The sequence below is a fragment of the Citrobacter sp. 50677481 genome, from assembly GCF_001463265.1.
In the GTDB taxonomy this organism is placed as follows: Bacteria; Pseudomonadota; Gammaproteobacteria; order Enterobacterales; family Enterobacteriaceae; genus Citrobacter_A; species Citrobacter_A sedlakii.
The window spans coordinates 223,610-247,557 of record NZ_LNHZ01000051.1 but is presented as its reverse complement, the minus strand read 5'-3'; the positions used below and the strand labels follow the sequence as shown (position 1 = coordinate 247,557).

Annotated in this window: 16 protein-coding genes, 1 tRNA gene and 1 pseudogene; 5 read left to right on the top strand and 13 right to left on the bottom strand. The window is 53.7% G+C overall.

The window, feature by feature from the left end:
* Window positions 1–191 precede the first annotated feature (191 nt).
* The 4 genes and pseudogenes from APU02_RS13755 to APU02_RS13745 all read right to left on the bottom strand — a co-directional run bounded on the left by APU02_RS13755 (window position 192) and on the right by APU02_RS13745 (window position 4,990).
* The gene (locus tag APU02_RS13755) at window positions 192–3,038 is read right to left on the bottom strand and encodes an autotransporter outer membrane beta-barrel domain-containing protein (RefSeq protein WP_239692868.1); all 2,847 of its coding nucleotides are present in this window, start codon (window positions 3,036–3,038) and stop codon (window positions 192–194) included.
* A 183-nt stretch (window positions 3,039–3,221) separates the two neighbouring features.
* Window positions 3,222–3,767 (bottom strand): hypothetical protein, encoded by a 546-nt coding sequence (locus APU02_RS13750; RefSeq protein ID WP_042287095.1) that lies wholly within the window; start codon window positions 3,765–3,767, stop codon window positions 3,222–3,224.
* 695 nt (window positions 3,768–4,462) lie between these two features.
* Window positions 4,463–4,597: pseudogene (locus APU02_RS25215) on the bottom strand (Arm DNA-binding domain-containing protein); the annotation flags it as partial.
* Between the two features lie 298 nt (window positions 4,598–4,895).
* Window positions 4,896–4,990, bottom strand: a tRNA-Sec gene (locus APU02_RS13745).
* Window positions 4,991–5,268: 278 nt separating this feature from the next.
* Here APU02_RS13745 and APU02_RS13740 point away from each other — a divergent pair.
* Together APU02_RS13740 and yicI are read left to right on the top strand one after the other, a co-directional pair.
* Window positions 5,269–6,660 (top strand): glycoside-pentoside-hexuronide family transporter, encoded by a 1,392-nt coding sequence (locus tag APU02_RS13740; protein WP_060570293.1) that lies wholly within the window; start codon window positions 5,269–5,271, stop codon window positions 6,658–6,660.
* 2 nt (window positions 6,661–6,662) lie between these two features.
* Window positions 6,663–8,981, top strand: coding sequence for an alpha-xylosidase (yicI, locus tag APU02_RS13735; protein WP_060570292.1), 2,319 nt, complete (start codon window positions 6,663–6,665; stop codon window positions 8,979–8,981).
* A 48-nt stretch (window positions 8,982–9,029) separates the two neighbouring features.
* On the opposite strand, the gene APU02_RS13730 is transcribed toward yicI, so the two are convergent.
* Entirely contained in the window at window positions 9,030–10,718 is a 1,689-nt protein-coding gene (locus APU02_RS13730; RefSeq protein ID WP_060570291.1) for an AsmA family protein, read from the bottom strand.
* A 120-nt stretch (window positions 10,719–10,838) separates the two neighbouring features.
* The gene (gene xanP / locus APU02_RS13725) at window positions 10,839–12,230 is read right to left on the bottom strand and encodes a xanthine/proton symporter XanP (RefSeq protein ID WP_060570290.1); all 1,392 of its coding nucleotides are present in this window, start codon (window positions 12,228–12,230) and stop codon (window positions 10,839–10,841) included.
* A gap of 220 nt (window positions 12,231–12,450) precedes the next feature.
* Between xanP and gltS the strand changes: the two genes are divergently transcribed.
* Window positions 12,451–13,656: a sodium/glutamate symporter gene (gene gltS, locus APU02_RS13720; RefSeq protein ID WP_060570289.1), complete on the top strand. Its 1,206-nt coding sequence runs from the start codon at window positions 12,451–12,453 to the stop codon at window positions 13,654–13,656.
* Between the two features lie 40 nt (window positions 13,657–13,696).
* On the opposite strand, the gene recG is transcribed toward gltS, so the two are convergent.
* Genes recG through gmk form a run of 5 tightly spaced genes read right to left on the bottom strand, consistent with a single transcriptional unit; the run spans window position 13,697 to window position 19,567 of the window.
* The gene (gene recG / locus APU02_RS13715; protein WP_060570288.1) at window positions 13,697–15,778 is read right to left on the bottom strand and encodes an ATP-dependent DNA helicase RecG; all 2,082 of its coding nucleotides are present in this window, start codon (window positions 15,776–15,778) and stop codon (window positions 13,697–13,699) included.
* A gap of 5 nt (window positions 15,779–15,783) precedes the next feature.
* Window positions 15,784–16,473 (bottom strand): tRNA (guanosine(18)-2'-O)-methyltransferase TrmH, encoded by a 690-nt coding sequence (trmH, locus tag APU02_RS13710; RefSeq protein ID WP_060570287.1) that lies wholly within the window; start codon window positions 16,471–16,473, stop codon window positions 15,784–15,786.
* 4 nt (window positions 16,474–16,477) lie between these two features.
* A complete protein-coding gene (gene spoT, locus APU02_RS13705; RefSeq protein ID WP_042287072.1) occupies window positions 16,478–18,595 on the bottom strand; it encodes a bifunctional GTP diphosphokinase/guanosine-3',5'-bis pyrophosphate 3'-pyrophosphohydrolase in 2,118 nt (705 codons plus the stop codon).
* An 18-nt stretch (window positions 18,596–18,613) separates the two neighbouring features.
* Entirely contained in the window at window positions 18,614–18,889 is a 276-nt protein-coding gene (rpoZ, locus tag APU02_RS13700) for a DNA-directed RNA polymerase subunit omega (protein WP_000135058.1), read from the bottom strand.
* A gap of 54 nt (window positions 18,890–18,943) precedes the next feature.
* Window positions 18,944–19,567 (bottom strand): guanylate kinase, encoded by a 624-nt coding sequence (gene gmk, locus APU02_RS13695; protein WP_042287070.1) that lies wholly within the window; start codon window positions 19,565–19,567, stop codon window positions 18,944–18,946.
* A 255-nt stretch (window positions 19,568–19,822) separates the two neighbouring features.
* Between gmk and ligB the strand changes: the two genes are divergently transcribed.
* Entirely contained in the window at window positions 19,823–21,508 is a 1,686-nt protein-coding gene (gene ligB, locus APU02_RS13690; RefSeq protein ID WP_060570286.1) for an NAD-dependent DNA ligase LigB, read from the top strand.
* Here the strand turns inward: ligB and APU02_RS13685 are convergent.
* Entirely contained in the window at window positions 21,502–22,119 is a 618-nt protein-coding gene (locus APU02_RS13685; RefSeq protein WP_042287064.1) for a trimeric intracellular cation channel family protein, read from the bottom strand. The two genes, ligB and APU02_RS13685, sit on opposite strands and share 7 nt — an antisense overlap.
* A gap of 388 nt (window positions 22,120–22,507) precedes the next feature.
* Window positions 22,508–22,696 carry a hypothetical protein gene (locus tag APU02_RS13680; RefSeq protein WP_060570285.1) on the bottom strand — a complete coding sequence of 63 codons (189 nt, stop codon included), beginning with the start codon at window positions 22,694–22,696 and terminating at the stop codon, window positions 22,508–22,510.
* A 557-nt stretch (window positions 22,697–23,253) separates the two neighbouring features.
* On the opposite strand from APU02_RS13680, the gene APU02_RS13675 reads away from it, so the two are divergent.
* Window positions 23,254–23,931 carry a hypothetical protein gene (locus APU02_RS13675; protein ID WP_060570284.1) on the top strand — a complete coding sequence of 226 codons (678 nt, stop codon included), beginning with the start codon at window positions 23,254–23,256 and terminating at the stop codon, window positions 23,929–23,931.
* Window positions 23,932–23,948: the final 17 nt, after the last annotated feature.

The following is a 23,948-nucleotide window of genomic DNA, read 5'->3' as shown; positions in this document are numbered from 1 at the left end:
GACACCTCGGCGATGCTCGGCATTAAAGCGTCGTTTTAACGGAACGGCCCGGTGGCGTTGCGCGACCGGGCTTACGGAGATAGTTGTAGGCCGGATAAGCGTAGCGCCATCCGGCATGGGTCGAAAAGCTTTCGTGTTGGAAGGGATATTGAATAAGCCCGTGGCTACACGGGCTTTTATGAAGCGTTTTATCAGAAGCTGTAACGGATACCGAGTTGACCACTGTAAGGCGTCTCGATATGTTCACCTTTTTCGTAGTTCACTTCTCCCCAGGCAGACCATCGATCATTTAGCTTCGCTGTCATCCCAAGACCGTATTTGCCGCTGGTGCCGGACATATCGTTACTAAACCGCTCTGTATGGTTGATAATGACGTCGTTGTTCTTCATAAACTCATGTCGAACGGCTAGCCGCGCATAGGGCTGAAGCAATGTCCCATCCGCCAGCGTCATGTTTTTACCAAAGGTCAGGCCGGTTTCCCCTTTTAACAAGCGGGCCGCATCTGCTTTAACCGACATCCCGCTGTCGAGTTTATAATGCGTCTTATCGCCCATAAACCACGAAACCTGCGCATAAGGCTCAACAAACCAGTCCTCAAGCGTGATATGTTTCCCGGCTTCAACAGAAAGACCACCGCCCACGGTATTATCTTTGGCATGAGTACGCCCGCCATTGAAGTAAGGATTATTCTCGGTACGGAAATAGTTGGCTTTTAATACGCCATCCACGTAATAGCCGCTGTTATGTAACCAGGTAGCATACAGACCGACGCCATAGCTATCCGCTTTACCCTGCGTACTGGATGAGTCCAAATCGGAACGCGTATAAGAGACCATACTGCCCATAATCAGGGCGCTGCTTTCCAGACTGAAACGCTTATCGCCGCCTAACATCACGCCATTCATATCCTGACGATAACCTACATGCTCTGTTGAAACACGGTAACGGCTGCTGATGTATTTACCCCAGGCGCCGTCATCGTGATCGCCCATCTGGCGTATTTCACCGAGACGGGTACGTAGCGTTGACAACTCGGCGTCCCAGAGGGTTGGCGTCACGTTAGCCATCGCAATAACGGCTTTGGCGCTTTCCGATAAATCCGGTTTTGTGCCTGGCGTTGGGCCTGGTTCGGGCGCAGGGTGAGGGTCCGGTTCGGGGGCAGGATTCGGATCCGGATTGGGCGCCGGTTCCGGATCGGGGCCAGGCTCAGGCGTTGGTTCTGGGTCCGGATCTGGACCCGGTTCCGGCGTTACCGCCACAGGCGATAAATACCAGTTGTCCTTATCGCTATCCGCACCATGCACAAGATAGTATTTATAAGCCCCCAGATCGACGCTACCGTTTGTCATCGAGAAGGTATCTGTCGCGCTGCCGTTGGCATAAATCAGATGATAAGGCGAAACGCTGCGGCTACGTAGCTCGCTGCCTGAATCCCGCACGGTGACATGAAATTGCCCGGTAACAGCGTCAGAAACGTTCAGGAAATCGCCCACTCCGCCGGAAACGTTGGTATTCATGATGAAGGTGCCGCTACCGTCCAGCGTGGTAAGTTCAAGGCGATTAAACTGGCCGGCAGTGTGCCCGTCAGGGCCGCTAAAATTGACCACGCCGTTATTGGTTAACGCTTTAATCGTCGCGACGGATTCAACGTCATCAGCATTATGTTTGAGATATAAAAGCGAAGAGGGGCTCTGTAAGTCCACTGCTGCCGCCCATGCGCCTTTGCCCAGGTTGCCCGTCCAGTCATGGACGCTTCCCCCTTCCATCGTCAGAGAGCCATCTTCTACCGTCAGGGTGTCTGATGAATAGCCGCCATAGGCGATCAGGCTGCTCCCGCCGTTGCGAACGGTGGTATTCGAGATATGCCCCAACGCGAGCACTTCCTGGCGTCCGCCATCAATAAGCGTATCGCTGGCTTCACCGTACCAGGCGAGTTGCTGGAGTCCTCCGGCATGCACCGTCGTATTGGTCGCGTTGGCGCGAATACCGCCAGTCCAGCCCTCCTGCTCAACCCATTGTCCGCCAGACCAACCGCCTTTCTGACCGTTAACGAGCTGGGTGCCATATACCTGCGTCCCGTCTGCATTGCCGGTCTGAATACGTTGCAGGCCGCCGGCATAAATCGTTGCATCCTTCGCCTGTTGACCGTTTATGCGCACTTTGGAATCGCTGTCGGAAGCCCAGTCGCCGTCAAGCCATTCGCCGCCGACGCCAGTAATAACCTGGGTGCCATAAATCCGGGCGCTTTCAGATACTCCTGAGGTCACCGTTTGGCGCGCCCCGGCGTAGACGGTGGTATCGCGATCCGCGACGTTATCTCCCCCTTGTCCGGCATAGACCTGCTGAAATGCGCCGTTATACAGGAACGTGTTCAGAGCCAGGCCGCTGGTGAGTTGATAACTGCCTGCGCCGATGTGCGAGTTTTTCGCCGTGCCGGCATAAATGATCTGCTGGCCGCCATTTTGCACAATGGTGTCCTCCACCACCGCAGTGCTGGTGACGGACAGCACCTGAAGCCCGCCATCAATAAGGTTTGCCTGAGCATAGGCGCTGCCGCCAACGGTTTGCCTTCCGCCTGTTTTCACAACTGTGTCGTAGGCTTCAGACCTGCCGTTTAGCGTCAGGGCGCCGTAGTTTTCCACGATCGTATGATAAGCTTTACCGCCGTTATTCAGTTGTAAAACCCCGGTTTCGATGTTGCCCCTGCCATTGAGGTATTCCCCTTTTACCGTGGTGTTTACCGCTTCAGAACCTGCCGCCTCATACAGTCCGTCACCGATACTAAGCTGAACAGAGTTGAGCGTATTATTATAACTGTAAGACTCGTTTAATAAGACGACGTTCTGCTTATAAAAATCGGGATTAATCAGAACAATTTCCTGATTTGCAATATATTTTTTATCTTTAATCGTAAGTGCAGGATATTTTTCTCCCCATTTTTGTTCCACCCAGGCCCAGTGGTTAGCGTAAGCCGGATTGTTCAGCAGGTCTCCGGGCATAGCGGTGGATTGGGTGGGCAGAAAAGGAGAAGGGAGCATTTCCGCAGCCGTCAGCGGATATGCTGTTAAGCATAATGCTGGAAATACAGAATGGTAAAAAATGCGTTTCATATCTAAATCCATGGTTAATAAATTCCATATTTAACAAATGTTACTATCAGCCCCGTAAGATATTGCTGGGGGAAGATTTTGGGGGAAGCGATTGTGGCGAAGCGAGTTTATTCAGTGCAGAACAAGTAGGTGCTCAATTTTTTTTACTTTAAATTTACGGGCGACGGAAGCTTTCCAACCCTGTAGGGTGGAATAGGCGCGACTATGTTTTTCCTGTAAATAGTCCATGCTTCCGCCTTCCAGATAATGTCTCAGAAGTAAAACATCTCTTGAAGAGAGTAAACGCGCAGGTCCCGGATGCGGCCACGCAATCTGACGTCCACTCGCCACGGTATCCATACCTCGAATGAAGTCATTTAGTGAGCATCGCGATTCAAAGATCGCGCTGACGGTTTTGTATTTTAAAAACCAGAAAAAGGCCAATGGCAGAAGGCGATGGCTCGAAATTATTATCAGTTGATAGCCACTTTTACTTAATTGCGAAAATGAGCGAAAAAAAGAAGCCAGTGTATAATTATCGAGGTTGATGAACAGATAGTCCACGCCGGGTTCAAGCTTGATAAAAAAACGGGTCAGCACCGAAATGCCTTTGGAAAAATAAATGTCATCCTCAGGCCAGCTGGCAATAGCCTGCTTCTTCACAAATTCCTTTGTCATACAGCCTGTACTCCCTGTCTCATAGCAACCCCGTCAATTCTTTTTCCGGGGAGATCGTATTAGCCGGTGAGTTGATTCTTTCAAATATTGCCCGGCAGGCTCATTTTAGCTGTTGTTAATATATATGAGTTAAATCTGAATATTACATAAGCAAAATTGATTGTCAAACCTGATGGGTGGGCCTTAATTGATAGTTTAAGACTATTATTAATGGGGAAATGAATGCTTCTGTCGATCTTTTTTTCGGATTTCTTCTGATGAGGTGCAGAGAAAACAAACACATACAAAAAATTTATGTTTTTGGTAAAAATCCTATTTTTCAGATATCTACGATAATGCGCAAAAAAATAAAGAAACATTTTGTTACAGAAAAATGCGAATACTCTGTATCGTGTGAGAATACTTCTCAATACATGATTTAATGACGATAAATTCGCGCTGAGATGAGCATCGGACATCACGAGGTTATCTGCCCCGTTATCAGTATATGTGTATTTACTGCAATAAGTTGTGCTCTTCTTTATTTATTTTAAAATTCACTTTTAACTCGCTTGTTGTCATTTTCATTAAACGATAAATGCAACCATAATCTGCCATCAGGAAATAATTAAAATTAGTAAAGGAATTATTATTTCAAAAATTTAGTAAAAGAATTTAACGGCATTGAGCCGGAAACGTGGCTACGTCACGTCATCAGCGAAGCGGTACTTCATTTGCCAGTATTTGCAACCATTTGCGTTAATCAGCAGATACATACCGCTGCCATCAGCCAGTTTATAGGGCTTTTCTTTTGGCTTCGCGGTTTTCACTTTAACATCGGTTAGCGCCATGACATTCTCCGGCTTTTGATGAATCCATGTTCTTGGGGGATTTCCGCCAGTAACTAATCTGACACTCCAATGAATCTCTTGTATAACAAAGATATCGTTGAAAGCCATTGTTATAACTCACATTTTTACCATTATGGAGTGCTTGTCTTTTAAAGGTGGAGTAGTACCCCCCGAATGCACCCCCAAAAACCGCTTGATTCAGGTTGACGTCGATTGACCTCTGTATACAAAGAAATCCTGATATATAAGGGATTAGAAGGGGTTTTGTTGACGTCGGCAGAGTTCAGTAGAGGCGAATTGGCGGAAGATCACAGGAGTCGAACCTGCCCGGGACCGCTGGCGGCCCCAACTGGATTTGAAGTCCAGCCGCCTCACCGGAGACGACGATCTTCCGCGCCTGCATTGCTACATGGAGGCGGGCGCATTATAGCCACTTTCGCAAGGTTTCCACATCCCCCCGCGTCATTTTTTAATTTACCTTTCGCCTTACCATGATCGGTTTCATATAAAACCTCTTAAATTCCGTTAGTTACAATTTTTCACATCTTCTGGCGCAACCGCGATCACAGAAAAGAAGAATCGTAATTTGATAACAAGATATCGGAATACCCGCCCCCAGGAGGATGGTTTACAAAAACTGTAACCGGTATCAGCGCGTCAGGGGATGCAAAATGAAGAATCCTGTGTTGTCCGTTAAAGAGAAGATTGGCTATGGGATGGGTGACGCCGCCAGCCATATTATTTTCGATAACGTAATGTTGTACATGATGTTTTTCTATACCGATATTTTTGGTATCCCCGCAGGGTTCGTCGGTACGATGTTTTTACTGGCGCGGGCGCTAGATGCTATTTCAGACCCGTGTATGGGGCTATTAGCTGACCGCACGCGTTCTCGCTGGGGGAAATTTCGCCCATGGGTGCTGTTTGGCGCGCTGCCGTTTGGTTTGGTGTGCGTACTGGCATACAGTACGCCGGAGCTCAGCCTCAATGGCAAAATGATCTATGCCGCGGTGACTTATACCCTGCTGACCCTGCTTTATACCGTGGTAAATATCCCCTACTGCGCGCTGGGCGGTGTGATAACTAACGACCCGGCGCAGCGTATTTCTTTGCAATCCTGGCGTTTTGTGTTGGCGACGGCAGGCGGCATGCTCTCCACCGTGTTAATGATGCCGCTGGTGGACTTTATCGGCGGTGGCGATAAAGCGCTCGGTTTTCAGGGCGGGATCGCGGTGCTGTCCGTCGTGGCGTTCCTGATGCTGGCGTTCTGCTTTTTCACCACCAAAGAGCGCGTGGAAGCGCCGCCTAACAGCACTTCAATGCGTGAGGATCTGCGCGATATCTGGCAAAACGACCAGTGGCGGATTGTCGGCCTGCTTACCATTCTTAACATTCTCGCCGTCTGCGTCCGCGGTGGCGCCATGATGTATTACGTCACCTGGATTATGGGGACGCCGGGCGTGTTTGTCGCCTTCCTCACCACCTACTGCGTCGGCAACCTCATTGGCTCTGCGCTGGCGAAACCGCTCACCGACTGGAAATGCAAGGTCAGCGTATTCTGGTGGACCAATGCCGCGCTGGCGGTGCTTAGTCTGGCGATGTTCTTCGTGCCGATGCACGCCAACATCACCATGTTTGGTTTTATCTTCGTGATTGGCGTACTGCACCAGCTGGTGACGCCAATCCAGTGGGTGATGATGTCGGATACCGTCGATTATGGCGAATGGCGCAACGGTAAACGCCTTACCGGTATTAGCTTCGCGGGTACGCTGTTCGTACTGAAACTCGGCCTTGCACTGGGCGGAGCACTCATTGGCTGGATGCTGGCGGGCGGGGGCTACGATGCCGCAGCGAAGGCCCAAAACGGCGCGACAATCAGCATCATCATTGCCCTGTTCACTCTCGTCCCGGCTATCTGCTACCTGCTGAGCGCCGTGATTGCCAAACGCTATTACACCCTGAAAACGCCGTATCTGAGAACAATCCTCGACCAGTTGGCACAGGGCGCGCGCTGCAATCAGCACGAATTTACGCATAAAGAATTTCAGAACTTAAGGAACTGAGCATGAAAATTAGCGACGGTAACTGGCTGATCCAGCCTGGTCTTAACCTGATTCATCCCATCCAGGTCTTTGACGTCGAACAGCATGGCAATGAACTGGTGGTCTATGTCGCGCCGCGTGACGTTCGCGAACGTACATGGCAACTGGATACCCCCCTGTTTACCCTGCGTTTTTTCTCGCCGCAGCAAGGTACTGTGGGGGTGCGCATGGTACATTTTCAGGGCGCGCTGGACAACGGCCCGCATTACCCCCTGAACGTGCTGGATGACGTGAAGGTTGAGATTGAAAATAACGATGAATACGCCGAGCTGAAAAGCGGCGATCTGAGCGTTCGCGTAACCAAAGGCGAATTCTGGTCGCTGGATTTCTTGCGCAACGGCGTGCGCATTACGGGCAGCCAGCTGAAAAATAACGGCTACGTGCAGGATACCCATACCCAGCGTAACTACATGTTCGAGCGTCTCGATCTCGGCGTGGGCGAGACGGTATACGGGCTGGGCGAGCGCTTTACTGCGTTGGTGCGCAACGGCCAGACGGTTGATACCTGGAACCGTGACGGCGGCACCAGTACCGAGCAGTCCTATAAAAACATTCCTTTTTACCTGACGAATCGCGGTTATGGCGTGCTGGTAAACCATCCGCAGAACGTGTCGTTTGAAATCGGCTCAGAGAAAGTGTCGAAAGTGCAGTTCAGCGTGGAAAGCGAGTATCTGGAATACTTCGTCATCGACGGGCCGACCCCGAAAGCGGTGCTGGACCGCTATACCCGGTTTACCGGGCGTCCGGCGCTGCCGCCAGCGTGGTCCTTCGGGCTGTGGCTGACCACCTCGTTCACCACCAACTACGATGAAGCCACGGTAAACAGCTTTATTGACGGCATGGCGGCGCGCAACCTGCCGCTGCACGTCTTCCATTTTGACTGCTTCTGGATGAAAGCCTTTCAGTGGTGCGATTTCGAATGGGATCCGGTAACGTTCCCGGACCCGGAAGGAATGATTCGTCGCCTGAAAGAGAAAGGGCTAAAAGTCTGCGTCTGGATCAACCCGTACATCGGGCAAAAATCGCCAATATTTAACGAGTTGAAAGAGAAAGGCTATTTGTTGAAGCGCCCGGATGGTTCCTTGTGGCAGTGGGATAAATGGCAGCCCGGGCTGGCGATTTATGACTTCACCAACCCGGAAACATGCCAGTGGTATGCCGACAAATTGAAGGGGCTGGTGGATATCGGCGTTGACTGTTTCAAAACTGACTTCGGCGAGCGCATTCCGACAGATGTTCAGTGGTTTGACGGCGCCGATCCGCAGAAAATGCACAACCATTACGCCTATCTCTACAACAAATTGGTGTGGAACGTGCTGAAAGAGACCGTGGGCGAAGAAGAGGCGGTGCTGTTTGCCCGTTCAGCCTCCGTCGGTGCGCAACAGTTTCCGGTGCACTGGGGCGGAGACTGCTACGCCAACTACGAATCGATGGCGGAGAGCCTGCGTGGCGGCTTGTCCATCGGTCTGTCCGGCTTTGGCTTCTGGAGCCACGATATTGGCGGCTTCGAAAACACCGCCCCGGCGCACGTTTACAAACGCTGGTGCGCGTTTGGGCTGCTTTCGAGCCACAGTCGCCTGCATGGCAGTAAATCTTACCGGGTGCCGTGGGCCTATGACGATGAGTCCTGCGATGTAGTCCGTTTCTTTACCGAACAGAAATGCCGCCTGATGCCGTATCTGTATCGTGAGGCTGCGCGGGCGAACGAACGCGGGACGCCGATGATGCGCGCAATGATGCTGGACTTCCCGGACGATCCGGCGTGTGATTATCTCGATCGCCAGTACATGCTCGGCGATTCGGTGCTGGTGGCGCCCGTGTTCAGCGAGGCGGGGGATGTTCAGTTTTATCTGCCGGAAGGACGCTGGACGCATCTGTGGCGTAACGACGAAATTCAGGGGAACCGCTGGCATAAACAGCAGCACGATTTTCTCAGCCTGCCGGTTTATGTGCGCGACAACACACTGTTAGCGCTGGGTAACAACAGTCAGAAGCCGGACTACCCATGGCATGAGGGCACTGCGTTCCAGTTATTCCACCTTGAGGATGGGCGTGAAGCGGCTTGCGAAGTGCCTGCGGCGGACGGTGCTGTGATGTTTACGCTTAAGGCGTCACGTCAGGGCAATGTTCTGACCATGACGGGCACAGGCAAAGCGCGGAACTGGTCCGTCTGCTTGCGCAACGTGCAGACGCTGAGCGGCGTGAAGGGCGGCTCACATGAGGGTAGCGAGTGGGGCGTAGTGGTGAAAGCAGAAGGGGACGAGATTGTCATCTACCTTTGAGCCGTAAGAGAAAGAACCCGATGGCGCCAACGCCGCCATCGGGCTTGTTTACTGGGCAGTCGTCGACACGACTCCGCCAGTCATGGTCTGCGTCACCTGTTGTTGCTCGGCGTTTACTGCATGCAACTGTCCGTTGACCGTGGGTTTCAGCGGCACGTCCGCCTGTATGCTGCCGCTGGCGGTTAGCTGAATATTTCCGTCGCCAGCGAGGGGTAGCGCAGGCCATCCCCACTGCTGCAGCACGTTAACCGGTACGCCGCGTCCGGTCAGGCTGATTTGTGTCTGGCGCTGCGGAAGCTGCGATACGCTGGCAGTTGCCTCCAGCAGCCCTTTTTCTGTGAATGCGCTCAGTTCGCTGATATTCACCGTACTGGCGTTGGCTGTCAGCGACAGTGACGGTCGGCGCACGTCTACCCGGTTGAAGGTTGCGGCCGCCGCATTCAGCGTTGCATTTCCGCTCCAGACACCCCATTTGCGATCCTGTACCAGACCGAGGTTCGCGCCGTAGCCATCCAGCGCGGTCAACTGCCAGGGAAAGGCTGGGTCGATATCGATCAGCAAATTGCGGCTGGCGCTCAATTTTTTCAGCGTCAGGCTGTTCAGCCAGGCGGGTAGCGGTTTCATCCACTGCTTTTTCCAGTTTTCCGGCAGGGTGTACTCCACCCCAGCCAGCGCGGCGTCATCCAGCACCAGCGCTTTGCCGTCGCGCAGCCAGTTGCCCGACGTTCTGATCATCCCACCTTCCCAGCGGGAGGTGAACTGGCGCAGCGCAATGCCCTGCGGTGAAAACTCCGCGTTCAGGATAGGATCAAACAGGTGTAGCGAACCGAAGATGAATTCGCTGGCGTTCATCGACAACTTACCTTCCTGACTTTGCCAGTCGTCCTTGCTGAAGGTCAGATTGCGCAGACTGAGATCAAGGTCGGTTACCGCCCAGTCCGGTCCTTGCAGGCGGGCGTCGGTCACTTCGAGACGGCCAATCTCCAAGGAAGGAACGGTTGTCAACGGGGCAAAAAAGTCGCTGAGCGACTTATCGCTTTGTAGCCGGATATCGTTCAGGCGCAGATTTTCCACCATCCAACTGCCGTCGGCATTGCGCCTCGCCACTCCGGTTAATGCGCCGCGGGCCACGTCTGCGCCAATGTTGCTTAAGTTCACCTGCTCGTTATCGATGCTGCCTTCAATCAGGACGTTGGTGGCTGGAACGTCGTTCAGGGTCAGTGAACCCGCGCTCAGTTGAATTTGCGCTTTTCTGCCAAGGACGTGACCGGCTTCCGGCAACCACGGGATCACGCCGCCATTTACCCGCTGGGCGCTCAGATCCCATTCGCTGCCCGGGCTGTTAAACGCCATCCCCTGTAACTGCAGGCGATCGGCCTGGAAGGGGAAGGGCGCCGTCTGGAGCGAAATGTTCAGCGTGCCGTCTTTTAGCAAGATGGTGTCGACATGAAAGGGATCGGTGAACTGGCGGCTGCTCAGGCCAATATCGACAGTTTTCGCCACCAGCGTGGCCGGTTGGCCGTCGCGACCAAAGGTAACGTTTTCCAGCAGAACATGCGTAGGCGAGGAAAAGCGATGATCCATCGCATCAAAGGCCAGACGATACTGACTGTTCTCTGATACCCAGGCGCTAACGTGCTCTGCTCCCCAGCGGGTTTGCAGCAGAAAATAGAGGCCGAGAATCACCACCAGAAGGGCGATGAGCAGATAGAGAATCAGCTTTCCAATAAATTTCATGGTCTTCCATCCCGCGAATACACATAGCTGAGTTATGCACGATTTACGCGCGATCCTCAAGGCAGGAATCGTGAAAGAGTATTATAGCGACGGTGAATTGAACTCACCGTCGCATAAAGCTTACTGCTTTTCAGGCGGGAAAATCAGATTCAGAACGATAGCGGTAATCCCTCCGGCGGCGATACCGGAAGAGAGCAGGTTTTTCACCCAGTCTGGCGCAAATTGCAGGATCAGCGGCTGCTGAGACACGCCAAGACCGACCGCCAGTGAGAGTGCGATGATCAGGATAGCGCGGCGGTTCAGCGGCTCGCGGGACACAATGCGCACGCCAGAAGCGGCGATGGTGCCGAACATCACCAGCGTTGCGCCACCCAGCACCGGCTCCGGAATATGCTGTACAAAACCGCTTACCGCCGGGAACAGACCGAGCAGGATCAGCATCAGCGCCACTACGAAACCAACGTAGCGGCTGGCCACGCCGGTCAGTTGAATCACGCCGTTATTCTGGCCGAAGCAGGAATTCGGGAACGTGTTAAAGACGGCAGAGACGAAGGAGTTCAGGCCGTTTGCCAGTACGCCGCCCTTCAGGCGCTTCATATACAGCGGGCCAGAGACCGGTTGTTCAGAAACGTCAGATGTGGCGGTGATGTCGCCGATAGTTTCCAGTGACGTGATCATAAAGACCAGCATCAGCGGCAGCAGCAGGCTCCAGTCGATACCCAGGCCATAGTACAGCGGCGTTGGCACCATGATCAGTTCCTGGGAGGCGGTCGCGGTGTTTTCCGGCAGCATCCCCATAAACCACGCCAGCGCGTAACCCGCCGCCATCGCGATAACCAGTGAGGCGACGCGCAGGTATGGGTTGCGTTGACGGTTAAGCAGAATAATCAGCAGCAGCACCACGCCTGCCAGCAGCAGGTTTTTCGGCGCGCCGAACGTATTGTCGCTCATGGCGGCATAACCACCGCCAATAGACGTCAGACCGACCTGAATCAGCGACAGGCCGATAATCATCACCACGACGCCTGAAACCAGCGGCGTAATGATGCGGCGCGCGAGGTGCAACACACGGGAAATTACCATTTCGGTGCAGCTTGCCAGCATTAGCGTACCAAACAGCGCGGCCATCATGGTTGGGACATCTGCGCCGCCGGTCTTCAGCGCGGTGCCGCCCATGATCAGCGGCGCCACGAAGTTAAAACTGGTTCCCTGAATCGATAACAATCCCGAACCGACCGGCCCCCACGCTTTAATCTGAATAATCGAGGCCACGCCGGAGGCGAACAGCGACATGCTGATGATGTGTTGCGTATCCTGTGCCGGTAACCCGAGCGCCTGACAGATAAGCAGCGCCGGGGTAATAACCGCAACAAACATCGCCAACAGGTGCTGGCAGGCGGCGAAAAGGGTTTGCGGTAGCGGCGGACGATCTTCCAGACGATAAATCAGTTCACTGTTTTGATTATGCGCAACCGGTTGCGCACTTTCTGATTCAAGGGTGTTAACAGACATCAGAGGCAATCCCGTGGTGGAAAAGCGGGCATTTTAGCTAACCAGAAGGTAAAAGCAAACGATTGCCACTCGCTAATCCTAATATTTAAAACAACTAACCTCACCTTTTTATATAACTTTTACTGCTTTTCTGCTTAAAATCCATGCCGATTACTCATGAAGAGCAGAAATTTCAGGAAACCGTGCATGTACGAACCATGTACACAACAGGAGCTAGTCTATGTTTCATCTCGATACGTTATCGACACTTGTTGCCGCAACGCTAACGCTTCTACTGGGGCGCAAGCTGGTCCAGTCAGTCTCCTTTCTGAAGAAATACACCATTCCGGAACCCGTTGCCGGTGGCTTACTGGTCGCGCTGGCTTTGCTGGTGCTGAAAAAGAGCATGGGCTGGGAAGTTGACTTTGATATGACCTTGCGTGACCCGTTAATGCTGGCCTTTTTTGCCACCATTGGTCTAAACGCGAACATCGCCAGCCTGCGCAAAGGGGGCCGCGTCGTTGGTATCTTTTTGATCGTGGTGGTTGGTCTGCTGCTGATGCAAAACGCTATCGGCATCGGAATGGCAAGCCTGCTGGGACTGGATCCGTTAATGGGGCTGATTGCCGGGTCAATTACGCTGTCCGGCGGGCACGGCACCGGCGCGGCGTGGAGTAAGTTGTTTATTGAGCGCTACGGTTTTGCGAACGCCACGGAAGTGGCAATGGCCTGCGCGACCTTTGGTCTGGTGCTTGGCGGGCTGATCGGGGGGCCGGTTGCCCGTTATCTGGTGAAGCATTCCACCACGCCGGATGGTATCCCTGACGATCAGGAAGTGCCGACAGCGTTTGAGAAACCGGACGTTGGACGCATGATCACCTCGCTGGTGCTGATCGAAACCATCGCCCTCATCGCCATCTGTCTGACCGTGGGGAAAATTGTTGCCCAGTTGCTGGCGGGTACGGTGTTTGAACTGCCTACCTTTGTCTGCGTACTGTTTGTCGGCGTGATCGTCAGCAATGGTCTGGCGCTGCTGGGCTTTTACCGCGTCTTTGAACGTGCCGTGTCCGTTATGGGCAACGTCAGTCTGTCGCTTTTCCTGGCGATGGCGCTGATGAGTCTGAAGTTGTGGGAGCTGGCTTCGCTGGCGCTGCCGATGCTGGCTATTCTGGTGGTGCAAACGATAGCCATGGCGCTGTACGCTGTGTTCGTGACCTGGCGCATGATGGGTAAAAACTACGACGCGGCGGTGCTGGCGGCAGGACACTGTGGATTTGGCCTGGGCGCCACGCCGACGGCAATTGCCAATATGCAGGCAATTACCGACCGGTTTGGTCCGTCGCATATGGCATTTCTGGTGGTTCCAATGGTTGGCGCGTTCTTCATTGATATCGTCAACGCGCTGGTGATCAAACTGTATCTGCTGCTGCCGATTTTCGCACAGTAAACCCGGGGGCGGCGTAACGCCGCCACGACATCGGAAACGGTCAGGCGTTGGAATAGCGCTCCGTTTCCGGCATCCAGCGTTCGATAAGCGCTTTTGCCTGCTGCGGATACCTTTCATGAATATGACGCGCAATGCGCTGAACTTCGGGAATAATGGCCTGATCGCGCAGTAAATCCGCTACTTTAAACTCGGCATTGCCCGTCTGGCGTGTGCCGAGCAGTTCGCCGGGACCGCGAATTTCTAAGTCTTTTTGCGCAATCACGAAGCCATCGTTACTGTCGCGCAGCACCTGCAGTCGTTTCTGAGCCGTCTTCGATAGAGGAGACTTGTAAAGCAGTACGCAGTGAGAAGCAACAGCGCCGCGACCAACGCGCCCACGGAGCTGATGCAACTGCGCCAGCCCCAGACGCTCCGGGTTTTCGATGATCATCAGGCTGGCATTAGGGACATCCACACCCACTTCAATGACTGTCGTCGCAACCAGCAGATGCAGTTCACCTTGCTTAAACGCCGCCATCACAGCCTGCTTCTCCGCAGGTTTCATCCGGCCATGCACCAGGCCGACGTTCAGCTCCGGTAGGGCCAGCTTCAGCTCTTCCCACGTCGCTTCTGCGGCCTGCGCTTCCAGCAGGTCCGACTCTTCAATCAGCGTGCACACCCAGTAAGCCTGACGCCCTTCCTGGGTACAGGCGTTGCGCACCCGGTCAATAATGTCACTGCGCCGGGTGTCCGGAATGGCGACGGTGGTGACGGGCGTACGTCCTGGCGGCAGTTCATCGATAACGGACGTGTCGAGATCCGCATAAGCGGTCATCGCGAGGGTGCGTGGGATCGGCGTGGCGGTCATGATTAGCTGGTGTGGATGGAAACCCTGCTGCTCGCCTTTTTCCCACAGCGCCAGACGCTGATGCACGCCAAAACGGTGCTGTTCGTCGATAATCACCAGGGCAAGGCCGTTAAACTGCACCTGCTCCTGGAAAATAGCGTGTGTCCCCACCACCATTTGCACCTGTCCGCTGGCGATCGCCTCCTGCTGGGCCAGACGCGCCTTCCCTTTCTGCTTGCCGGCCAGCCAGCCCACTTCCACGCCAAGCGGCGCAAACCAGTTACGGAAGTTATTGGCATGTTGTTCTGCCAGCAGTTCGGTGGGCGCCATCAGCGCGACCTGCTTGCCGTGCGCAATCGCCCGCAGTGCGGCAAGCGCCGCCACCAGCGTTTTACCGGAGCCAACATCGCCCTGCACCAGACGCATCATCGGAACGTCCAGCGCCATATCTCGTTCGATTTCCGCGACAACGCGCGCCTGTGCGCCCGTGGGTTTAAACGGCAGCGACGCTAAAAGTTGGTTTTTGAGCGTGTCGTTGGCGCTCAGCGGTTGCGCATGGAAACGCTGCGCTCCGGCGCGAAGCGCCAGCATACTCAGATTATGCGCCAGTAATTCTTCAAGGATCAGTCGTCGCTGCGCCGGATGCTGACCGGTTTCCAGATCGCTCAGTAGTAGCGTCGGCGGCGGACGGTGGAGGGTACGCAATGCTTCCGGCAGGCTCATCATGCCCTGCGCGAGTTCCGGCGGCAGCAGTTCGGCAATGGCGCAGGTATCCAGCAGGTCTAACGCCTGGTCGGTCAGCTTGCGCAGCGTCGCCTGCTTGACGCCTTCAGTGGTCGGATAGACAGGGGTCAGGGTTTCCTGTAACTCAGGGGTGCTGAGATCGCCCTGGATACGGTATTCCGGATGGATCATCTCAGCACCGTATTTCCCGCGCTTCGCTTCGCCATAAGCCAGCACCCGACGTCCGCTGGCAAGGCTGTTTTTCATTGCTGCGCTGAAGTTGAAAAAGCGCAGGGTGAGAATGCCGGAGCCGTCGCTTATCTGGCATGTCATCATCCGGCGACCGCCAAAAGTGATGTTGCAGTTCAGCACTTCGCCTTCGACCGTGGCATAAATGCCCGGCAACAGTTCGCCGATGGGATAAAGATGGGTGCGATCTTCATAGCGCAGAGGGAGATGCAAAAGAAGATCCTGCACGGTGTGCAGGCCGATTTTTGCCAGTTTGCTGCTTTGCGCCGCGCCAACGCCCGTTAAGGAACTGAGCGGGACAGCGTCTAACAAGCGGCCCGACACGGGAATTACCCTGCGGCCTGCATGGTGGACCACCAGGAGGCATCCGCCTCGATCTCACCCTGCTGGTTCACCCGCGGGTAGGGCAAGCCTTTGCGCCTGGCGACTTTCGCCAGCACCGGATAGCCGCCCTCAAACAGCAGGCGCTGCTGTTCGTCCTCTGGCAGCATACTGTTTTCGCGCAGGTACATACCCGCGTTCTGTCGTTGACGCTGGGCTTCGTAAAGAATCAGCGCGGAAGCGACGGAGACATTCAGTGATTGCACCATGCCGATCATCGGAATAATAATATCCTGATCCGCAAGGTCTAATGCTTCCTGGGTAATACCGGTTTTTTCCTGCCCCATCAGGATGCAGGTGGGACGGGTATAATCAATGTCGCGAAAATCGACCGCTTTGTCAGACAGATGGGTCGCCAGAACCTGCATGCCCTGACCTTTCAGATGGCTGACCGCCTCTCCAATGGTGCGGTGCGTTTTTACCTGCACCCAACTGTTGCTACCCGCTGCCGCGGAGGCCATAGTGCGCATGCGGCTGCCCGGCCAGACGGCGTGGACTTCATGGACGCCAACAGCGTCTGCGGTACGAATGATCGCAGAAACGTTATGAGGTTTATGAACCTGCTCCATGCAGACGGTCAGATCAGGCTGCCGCCTGGCGAGCATTTCACGGATACGCGCATAACGTTGTTCATTCATAAAACTAGTTTCGGTTACGGGTGACTTTAATCACGTCCGGCATGACGCGGATTTTGCGCATGATATTCGCCAGATGTACGCGATCGCGCGCGGTAAGACGAATAAAGGCGCTGTAGACGCGACCATCTTTTTCTTCTGTATTCAGGCTTTGAATATTGGAGGTCGTGGTGTTGATTGCCGCCGTCAGGTTAGCCAGCGCGCCCTGATGGTTAAACATATCCACTTTGATCTCGGTGATAAATTCCTGCGCCGTCTCTTTGTCCCACTCAACGGCCATAAACTTCTCTGGCTCTTTCTGGTAGCCGCGGATGTTACGGCAGGACTCGTGGTGAATCACCAGGCCTTTACCGGGGCTGACGTGGGCGATGATCGGGTCGCCTGGGATCGGACGGCAGCATTTGGCGAAGGTAATCAGTACGCCGTCTGCGCCTTTGATCGGCAGATGTCCGTGGCCCGTTGCGGCAGGCTGCGCCGTCGTGGTAGACGCCTCACCCTGCTGCAGGTTTTTCGCCACCACCACGCTCATGGCGTTACCGAGGCCGATTTCCGCCAGCAGGTCGTCAAGCGTGGCCAGTTTCATGCGTTCAAGCTCACGCTGGATATTCTCCTGCGGAATTTCAGCCAGTTTACGGCTACCGCCCAGCGCATGGTTGAGCAGGCGGCGTCCGAGGCTAACGGAATCGTCACGTTTAAGGTTTTTCAACAGTTGACGAATCTTGGCGCGGGCTTTTGAACTGACAACGAAGTTAAGCCACGCGGCATTGGGACGAGCGCCCGGCGCGGTAATGATCTCCACCGTCTGACCGCTGGTAAGCGGCTGTGACAGCGGGTAAGGCTGTCTGTCGACGCGAGCGCCCACGCAGGCGTGACCGATGTCGGTGTGCACGGCGTAAGCGAAATCGACCGGGGTGGCGCCGGCTGGCAGTTCGACAATGCGGCCTTCCGGGGTGAAAACGTAAATCTCATCCGGGAAAAGATCGGATTTAACGCTTTCAATAAACTCAAAGGAGCTGCCTGCGCTTTGCTGTAGCTCAAGCAGACTCTGCATCCAGCGCTGAGCGCGGATTTGCGCGGTGGTGCTGGTCTCGCCATGCTCTTTATAAGCCCAGTGCGCCGCAACCCCCATCTCCGCCATCTGATCCATATCTTCAGTGCGGATTTGCACCTCAACAGGAACGCCGTGTGGGCCGATCATTGAGGTATGCAGCGACTGGTAGCCGTTCGCTTTCGGAATGGCGATATAGTCCTTCACGCGGCCAGGACGCGGCTTGTAAAGGCTGTGCATCTGGCCGAGCACGCGGTAGCAGGTATCGGCGTCATGAACGATGACGCGGAAGGCGTAAATGTCCATGATCGAATGAAAACGCTGCTCTTTAAGCACCATTTTGCAGTAGATGGAATAGAGATGCTTCTCGCGTCCACTGACGCGACAGGGAATCCCTGCTTCCTGTAGCCGTCCTTCAATTTCAGAGAGGATTTTCTGGATCATCTCTTTACGGTTGCCGCGAGCGGCTTTGACGACTTCTTTAATTACCCGATAGCGGTTGGGATACAGCGCCTCAAAACCCAGCTCTTCCAGCTCGGTTTTAATGTGATGGATACCTAAACGGTGTGCCAGCGGGCTGTAAATTTCAAGCGTTTCGCGGGCGATGCGGCGACGTTTATCCGGGCGCAAAGAACCCAGTGTGCGCATGTTATGGGTACGGTCAGCAAGTTTGATGAGAATGACGCGGATATCCTGCACCATCGCCATAATCATCTTGCGAAAGTTTTCGGCCTGCGCCTCTTTCTTGTCGCGGAACTTAAGCTTATCTAGCTTCGATACCCCTTCGACCAGTTCAGCAACGCTTTTACCAAATAGCTGCTCCATGTCCTGGTAGGTGGCGGGGGTATCTTCAATCACGTCATGCAACAGCGCGGCCATCAGCGTTTCATAGTCGAGCTTCATCTCGGCCAGAATGCAGGCTACGGCAACAGGGTGCGTGATGTAAGGTTCACCGCTTGAACGTGTCTGGCCCTCGTGAGCGTCACGTGCAACGAGATACGCCTGCCGAAGACGTTTGATTTGGTCTTCAGGCAGGTAGGTTTGAATCAGCTGATTCAGGCTTTCAAACAGATACAAGGGCGACCCGCTTTGTGATTAACGACGACCTTCAGCAATCGCGGTAACGGCTTGTAATTCAGCGGCTTCCTGCTCTTGCTGTTCCTGGCGCTCACGTACGTCGAGGATCTGGTTGTTGATCAGACCTTCTTCGATTTCGCGCAGTGCGATTACGGTAGTTTTATCGTTTTCTTCCGGTACGAGCGGATCCTTTCCGCCTACCTGCATCTGACGAGCGCGACGCGCGGCGACCAGTACCAGGTCAAAACGGTTACCAATTTTCTCTACAGCGTCCTGAACAGTTACGCGTGCCATACTTAAAATGCTCCACAGGTGAAGAAATGACTGGGCATAATACTGAAAGTGGGTTCAGTCTGCCAACAGTTTGCTGATTAAAGCGTCATGGCGCTGCTTTTGGCGGCTCATGCGCAGACGTTCGGCGCGAATGATGGTTTTCAGATCGCCCAGCGCGGTGTCGAAATCATCATTCACAATAAGATAATCATATTCGGCGTAATGGCTCATTTCTGCAACAGCCTGCGCCATCCGTTTTGCGATAACGTCTTCGCTATCCTGACCACGACCACGTAGACGACGATCCAGTTCGATTTTGGAGGGCGGCAAAATGAAGATACTCCGCGCATGCGGCATTTTCTGCCGAATTTGCTGAGCGCCCTGCCAGTCGATATCCAGAAAAACATCCACGCCCGTTGCGAGAACTTGCTCAATCGCCTCGCGCGAAGTGCCGTAATAATTACCGAACACTTCGGCGTGCTCAAGGAAGGCATCCTGACCGATCATGGTTCTGAACTCATCGTGGTTGACGAAGAAATAGTGTTCGCCGTGAACCTCACCCGGGCGCGGCGCACGCGTGGTGTGAGAAACAGAAACCTGGGTGTCGTACAACGGTTGGGTTTTCAATAAAGCCTGAATCAGACTGGATTTACCCGCGCCACTGGGGGCAGAAACAATATAAAGCGTGCCTTGAGCCATGAGTATCTTACGTATGTGATTATCAAATTGAACCTACATACGGGCTTATTATACACGTCACCGCAACGCGACGTAGCTTTTGTCACACTTTTTGCGCCAGATTGTTGCGTTTTGCGAGCCTGTTTCCTGATTTAACCGACATTCTCTACAACAACTGCGAATGTCTGGAAGCCCGTGCGCAAAAGAATATATTGCCGCTCGGCTTTACCTGTGTGACGCGCTATACCTGCTCGCCAACAGACACGGGAGGCGGTAATGAAAAGAGGGATAGCGATCATAGTAGGGCTGCTGTGGTGTTCGCAGGTCTGGGGGTTATGCCCGACGTGGTCGGCGGCCAGAGCTCAGGACGAGTTATCCCGTTTACAACAACAGATTTCACGTTGGGACGACGCCTACTGGAAGGACGGGAAAAGCAACGTAGAGGACGGCGTTTACGATCAGATGCGTGCCCGACTGGCTCAGTGGCAGCGCTGCGTTGGCGAAGACGTATTGCCCGGCGACTTGCCGCCCGCTATTGGCGGCGCTGCCTCCCATCCGGTTGCCCATACCGGCGTTAAAAAGCTGACGGATAAGCGCGCGGTGCGACAATGGATGCGTGAACGCGGCGATCTGTGGGTGCAACCAAAAGTGGATGGCGTAGCGATTACCCTGGTGTATCGGGAGGGCGCGTTAACCCAGGCGATCAGCCGTGGCGATGGCCTGAAAGGCGAAGACTGGACCGCAAAAGCGCAGCGAATATCAGCCATTCCCCAGACCGTTACGGGGGCGCTGGCAAACAGCGTTCTGCAGGGTGAAATCTTTTTGCCCCAGGAGGGGCATATACAGAAAAAAATGGGGGGCATGAATGCACGTTCAAAGGTGGCTGGCCTGTTGATGCGCAAGGATAACGCCAGCGCATTACGTTCGCTGGGCGTTTTCATCTGGGCCTGGCCCGACGGACCTGATCGCATGGCTGTAAAACTCAGGCAACTGAGCGCTGCGGGCTTTACGTTGACGGAAAAATATACTCTGTTAGTGAAAAGCGCTGAAGACGTTGAGCGTGCCCGCACGCGGTGGTGGACGTCAGGCTTGCCTTTTGTGACCGATGGTGTCGTTGTCCGGACTGGCGACGAGCCAGCATCACGCGACTGGTTGCCGGGGCAGGGAAACTGGCTGGCGGCCTGGAAATATCCGCCAGTGGCCCAGGTGGCGGAAGTCACGGCGATCCATTTCACGGTCGGTAAGAGCGGAAAAGTTGCAGTGGTGGCGATGCTCGCTCCCGTCATGCTGGATGATAAACGGGTGCAGCGGGTGAATCTCGGTTCGATCAGACGCTGGCAAGAGTGGGATATCGCGCCGGGCGATCATATTCTCGTCAGCCTTGCCGGACAAGGGATCCCGCGCATTGATAAGGTGGTCTGGCGCGTTAGCGATCGGACAAAACCCGCGCCGCCGGAAAATCGCTATAACTCGTTGACCTGCTTCTATGCCACCGCTGAATGCCAGGAGCAGTTTATCTCCCGGCTGGTCTGGATTGGCTCGCGTGGCGCGTTAGGGATAGAGGGGATAGGTGAGTCGGGTTGGCGAGCGCTTCATCAACATCATCATTTTGCGCATATCTTTTCGTGGCTTGCTCTGACGCCTGAGCAAATCAAGAACACGCCTGGGTTAGCGCAGGCCAAAGGCGAGCAGCTTTGGCATCAGTTCAACCTCGTCCGCAAACAACCGTTTACCCGCTGGCTAATGGCGATGGGAATACCACTGACGCAGACCGCGTTAAATGCCAGTGGGGCGCGTTCATGGCAGCAGATGGTCTCGAACAGCGCACACTACTGGCAGCAACTTCCCGCAACAGGCGCACGCCGTGCTGCATGGGTTATCCAGTGGCTCGCTCACGCAGAAATAAAAGCGCTCAGCCAGTGGCTGGGGAGTCAGCGTATTGATGGCTTTAGCGCTCAGTGACCCTCATGGCGATAATAAAATACTGGCAAACCCAGCTTAAGACGGAGCGCCAGCAAACGCGCGACAAAACCGAACATTAGCGTTGATATCACAACAACGTCATGGCTGGAGACATAGTGCTGCAAGATAATGTAAAGCACGGCGGAGGCGAAGGAGACGCCAGCGTACAGTTCTTTCTGAAAGACAAGCGGAATGCGTTTGCAGAACATATCGCGTAATACGCCGCCGAAAACGCCCGTTGTCACGGCAGCAACGACGGCAATTATGGGGCCGTGCCCCATATCCAGCGCGACCTGGGCGCCAATTATTGAAAAGACGACCAGCCCTAAAGCGTCTAACACCAGAAAGAGTTTGCGCAGGTAAGGCATCACCGGTGCCACAATGGTGGTCAGAACAGCGGCGGTGGCGACGATGATGACGTATTCGGGATGTTTCACCCAACCGAGAGGATAGTGACCAAGCAGAATATCGCGAACGGAACCGCCACCGATGGCTGTCGCGGTAGCAATAATAATGACGCCAAAAGTATCCATACGGCGACGACCCGCGGCCAGCGCGCCCGTCATGGCCTCAGCGGTGATTCCTATCAGGTACAGAATATGTAACAGCATGGCTCTCCCTCATCTTTAGCGCGGTAGAGAGTAGCGATTTGTGCGGTATATCACGATTGAGATTTTCTAAAGCAATGGCTTTTTAATAAATTTCGCTCATGCGACTATGCCACTCAACCCATCTTACATAGGGTATTCGATAAAAAGAGGTTTTTATAATGATGAGAAAATATAATGCCTGGGAGACAGATAAGTTGATATTCAGGGAAACGTAACGCCGCCCGAACGCAGCGGGCGACGTTTGTTGGCATTTACTCGATATTGGATCTGTTTGTTGAGTGTTGGCTTTGGAGGCTCTATTTATATGTGTTTTTGTTTTTTGGTTTTTACTTTGTGTACACCCTTGGGTACACCTGTTCAGCCAGAGTAAGTAACTGGATATTGACCTTTAACGCCTCGGTGCTGGCTTTCTCCACTGATATTCTGGCGCGGTCATGCGCTGGTGGTGGCGTTTTTTTGCAGCAAGCGTACCGGCCACTCGGCAACGAATCTCTAGCAGATCAGACGCGTCTAACTCGCATCCCTTCATCGTTACCATTTCAGTTATCGCAGCTTCGATCACCTCGGATTTCAGCATGTAAATCACTCCTCAAGCAATTGGTCACTTAGCGAATAATTTTTAGGCAATTATCAGGATACATCTGCCCATTCGTTTTCCGTGTTTTGCAGAAATGGTCTGGGGTTATCTACCTATCTACCCAATGACCTCTACCCCTTGTGTCACAAGGCTTTCAGTGGGTAGAGAACTTTTTTTAAGTTATCTACTATTGTCTACCTTTGGGTAGAGTACCTTACTCAATTCCCCTGGTTATTCGACCAATCAAACACCAACTTCCAGCATCAAATTAACTCGAAACATCAGGCTAAAACTTTTCTTCCCGTTAGAGGATCGCCACGTTTGACCGGCTTAATCTGGATATAAGACGTAAAAAAGCCCGCGAAGGAGGCGCGGGCTTTGCTTAGTATCACGTTGTGCAATCTGGAGGACATCACCCCTCACCCATTGAGAATAGCAGAACTCCACACCAATTTACCACTTTTTACGGTTGATTATTGTATTTCTATCTGTTTTTATGGTTTTGAAGTATAATATTCATACCGACAATCCCGTCGAGGTTACAGGACAATTTGACCATGCCGAACATGACTCGCTTCAATGCGACCCCTTCCGGATCTGGCGTAATCATTACTGCAAATTTTGATAATGATACGGAGATTCAATTCCCTACAGACCCTGCATCTGCTGATTTCATGACATCCATCGTGAGAGCATTGGCTGCGGCTAACGATCGCATTATCGCCGCTGAAAATCGTGCAGCAGCTGCTAACAGAACAGCAGACCGGCTAAAGAAAAGAACTGGCGATCAGCAGCCTGCAGGCTCAGGCCAGCCGCCTCAATCCCATGCTGAGTTTCTCAAGATAGTTTGGAAAGCCGTGCCAGATTTCACGGTTGGCGTTGAACGCAACCCGGAAAACATCGCCATTGAGGCACTTCGCTTTGTGCCCATTGCTGTTCTGAAAGCCATTTCCGGCTATACGTTGCCTGACAATATTCCACGGAGTGAGGCTGTCTCGTTACTGGAAATTGCCGGGGAATATATGGAGGCGAACAACATCCACTCGAAACCATATATCCCTAGTATCAATGCTAAAGAAGCAGCTCAAAAGCGCCGGGATTTCGATGCTGATGTGAATAAAAACATTCAGCTTCAACGTCAGCTTGATCAGCACTGGGAGCAGCAGAAAGTCGATGAGAAGGAAAGACAAAAAACCATCGATAAGCACATGCGCCCATATGCCAATCATTATTAACTCTCACACCCGGCGAT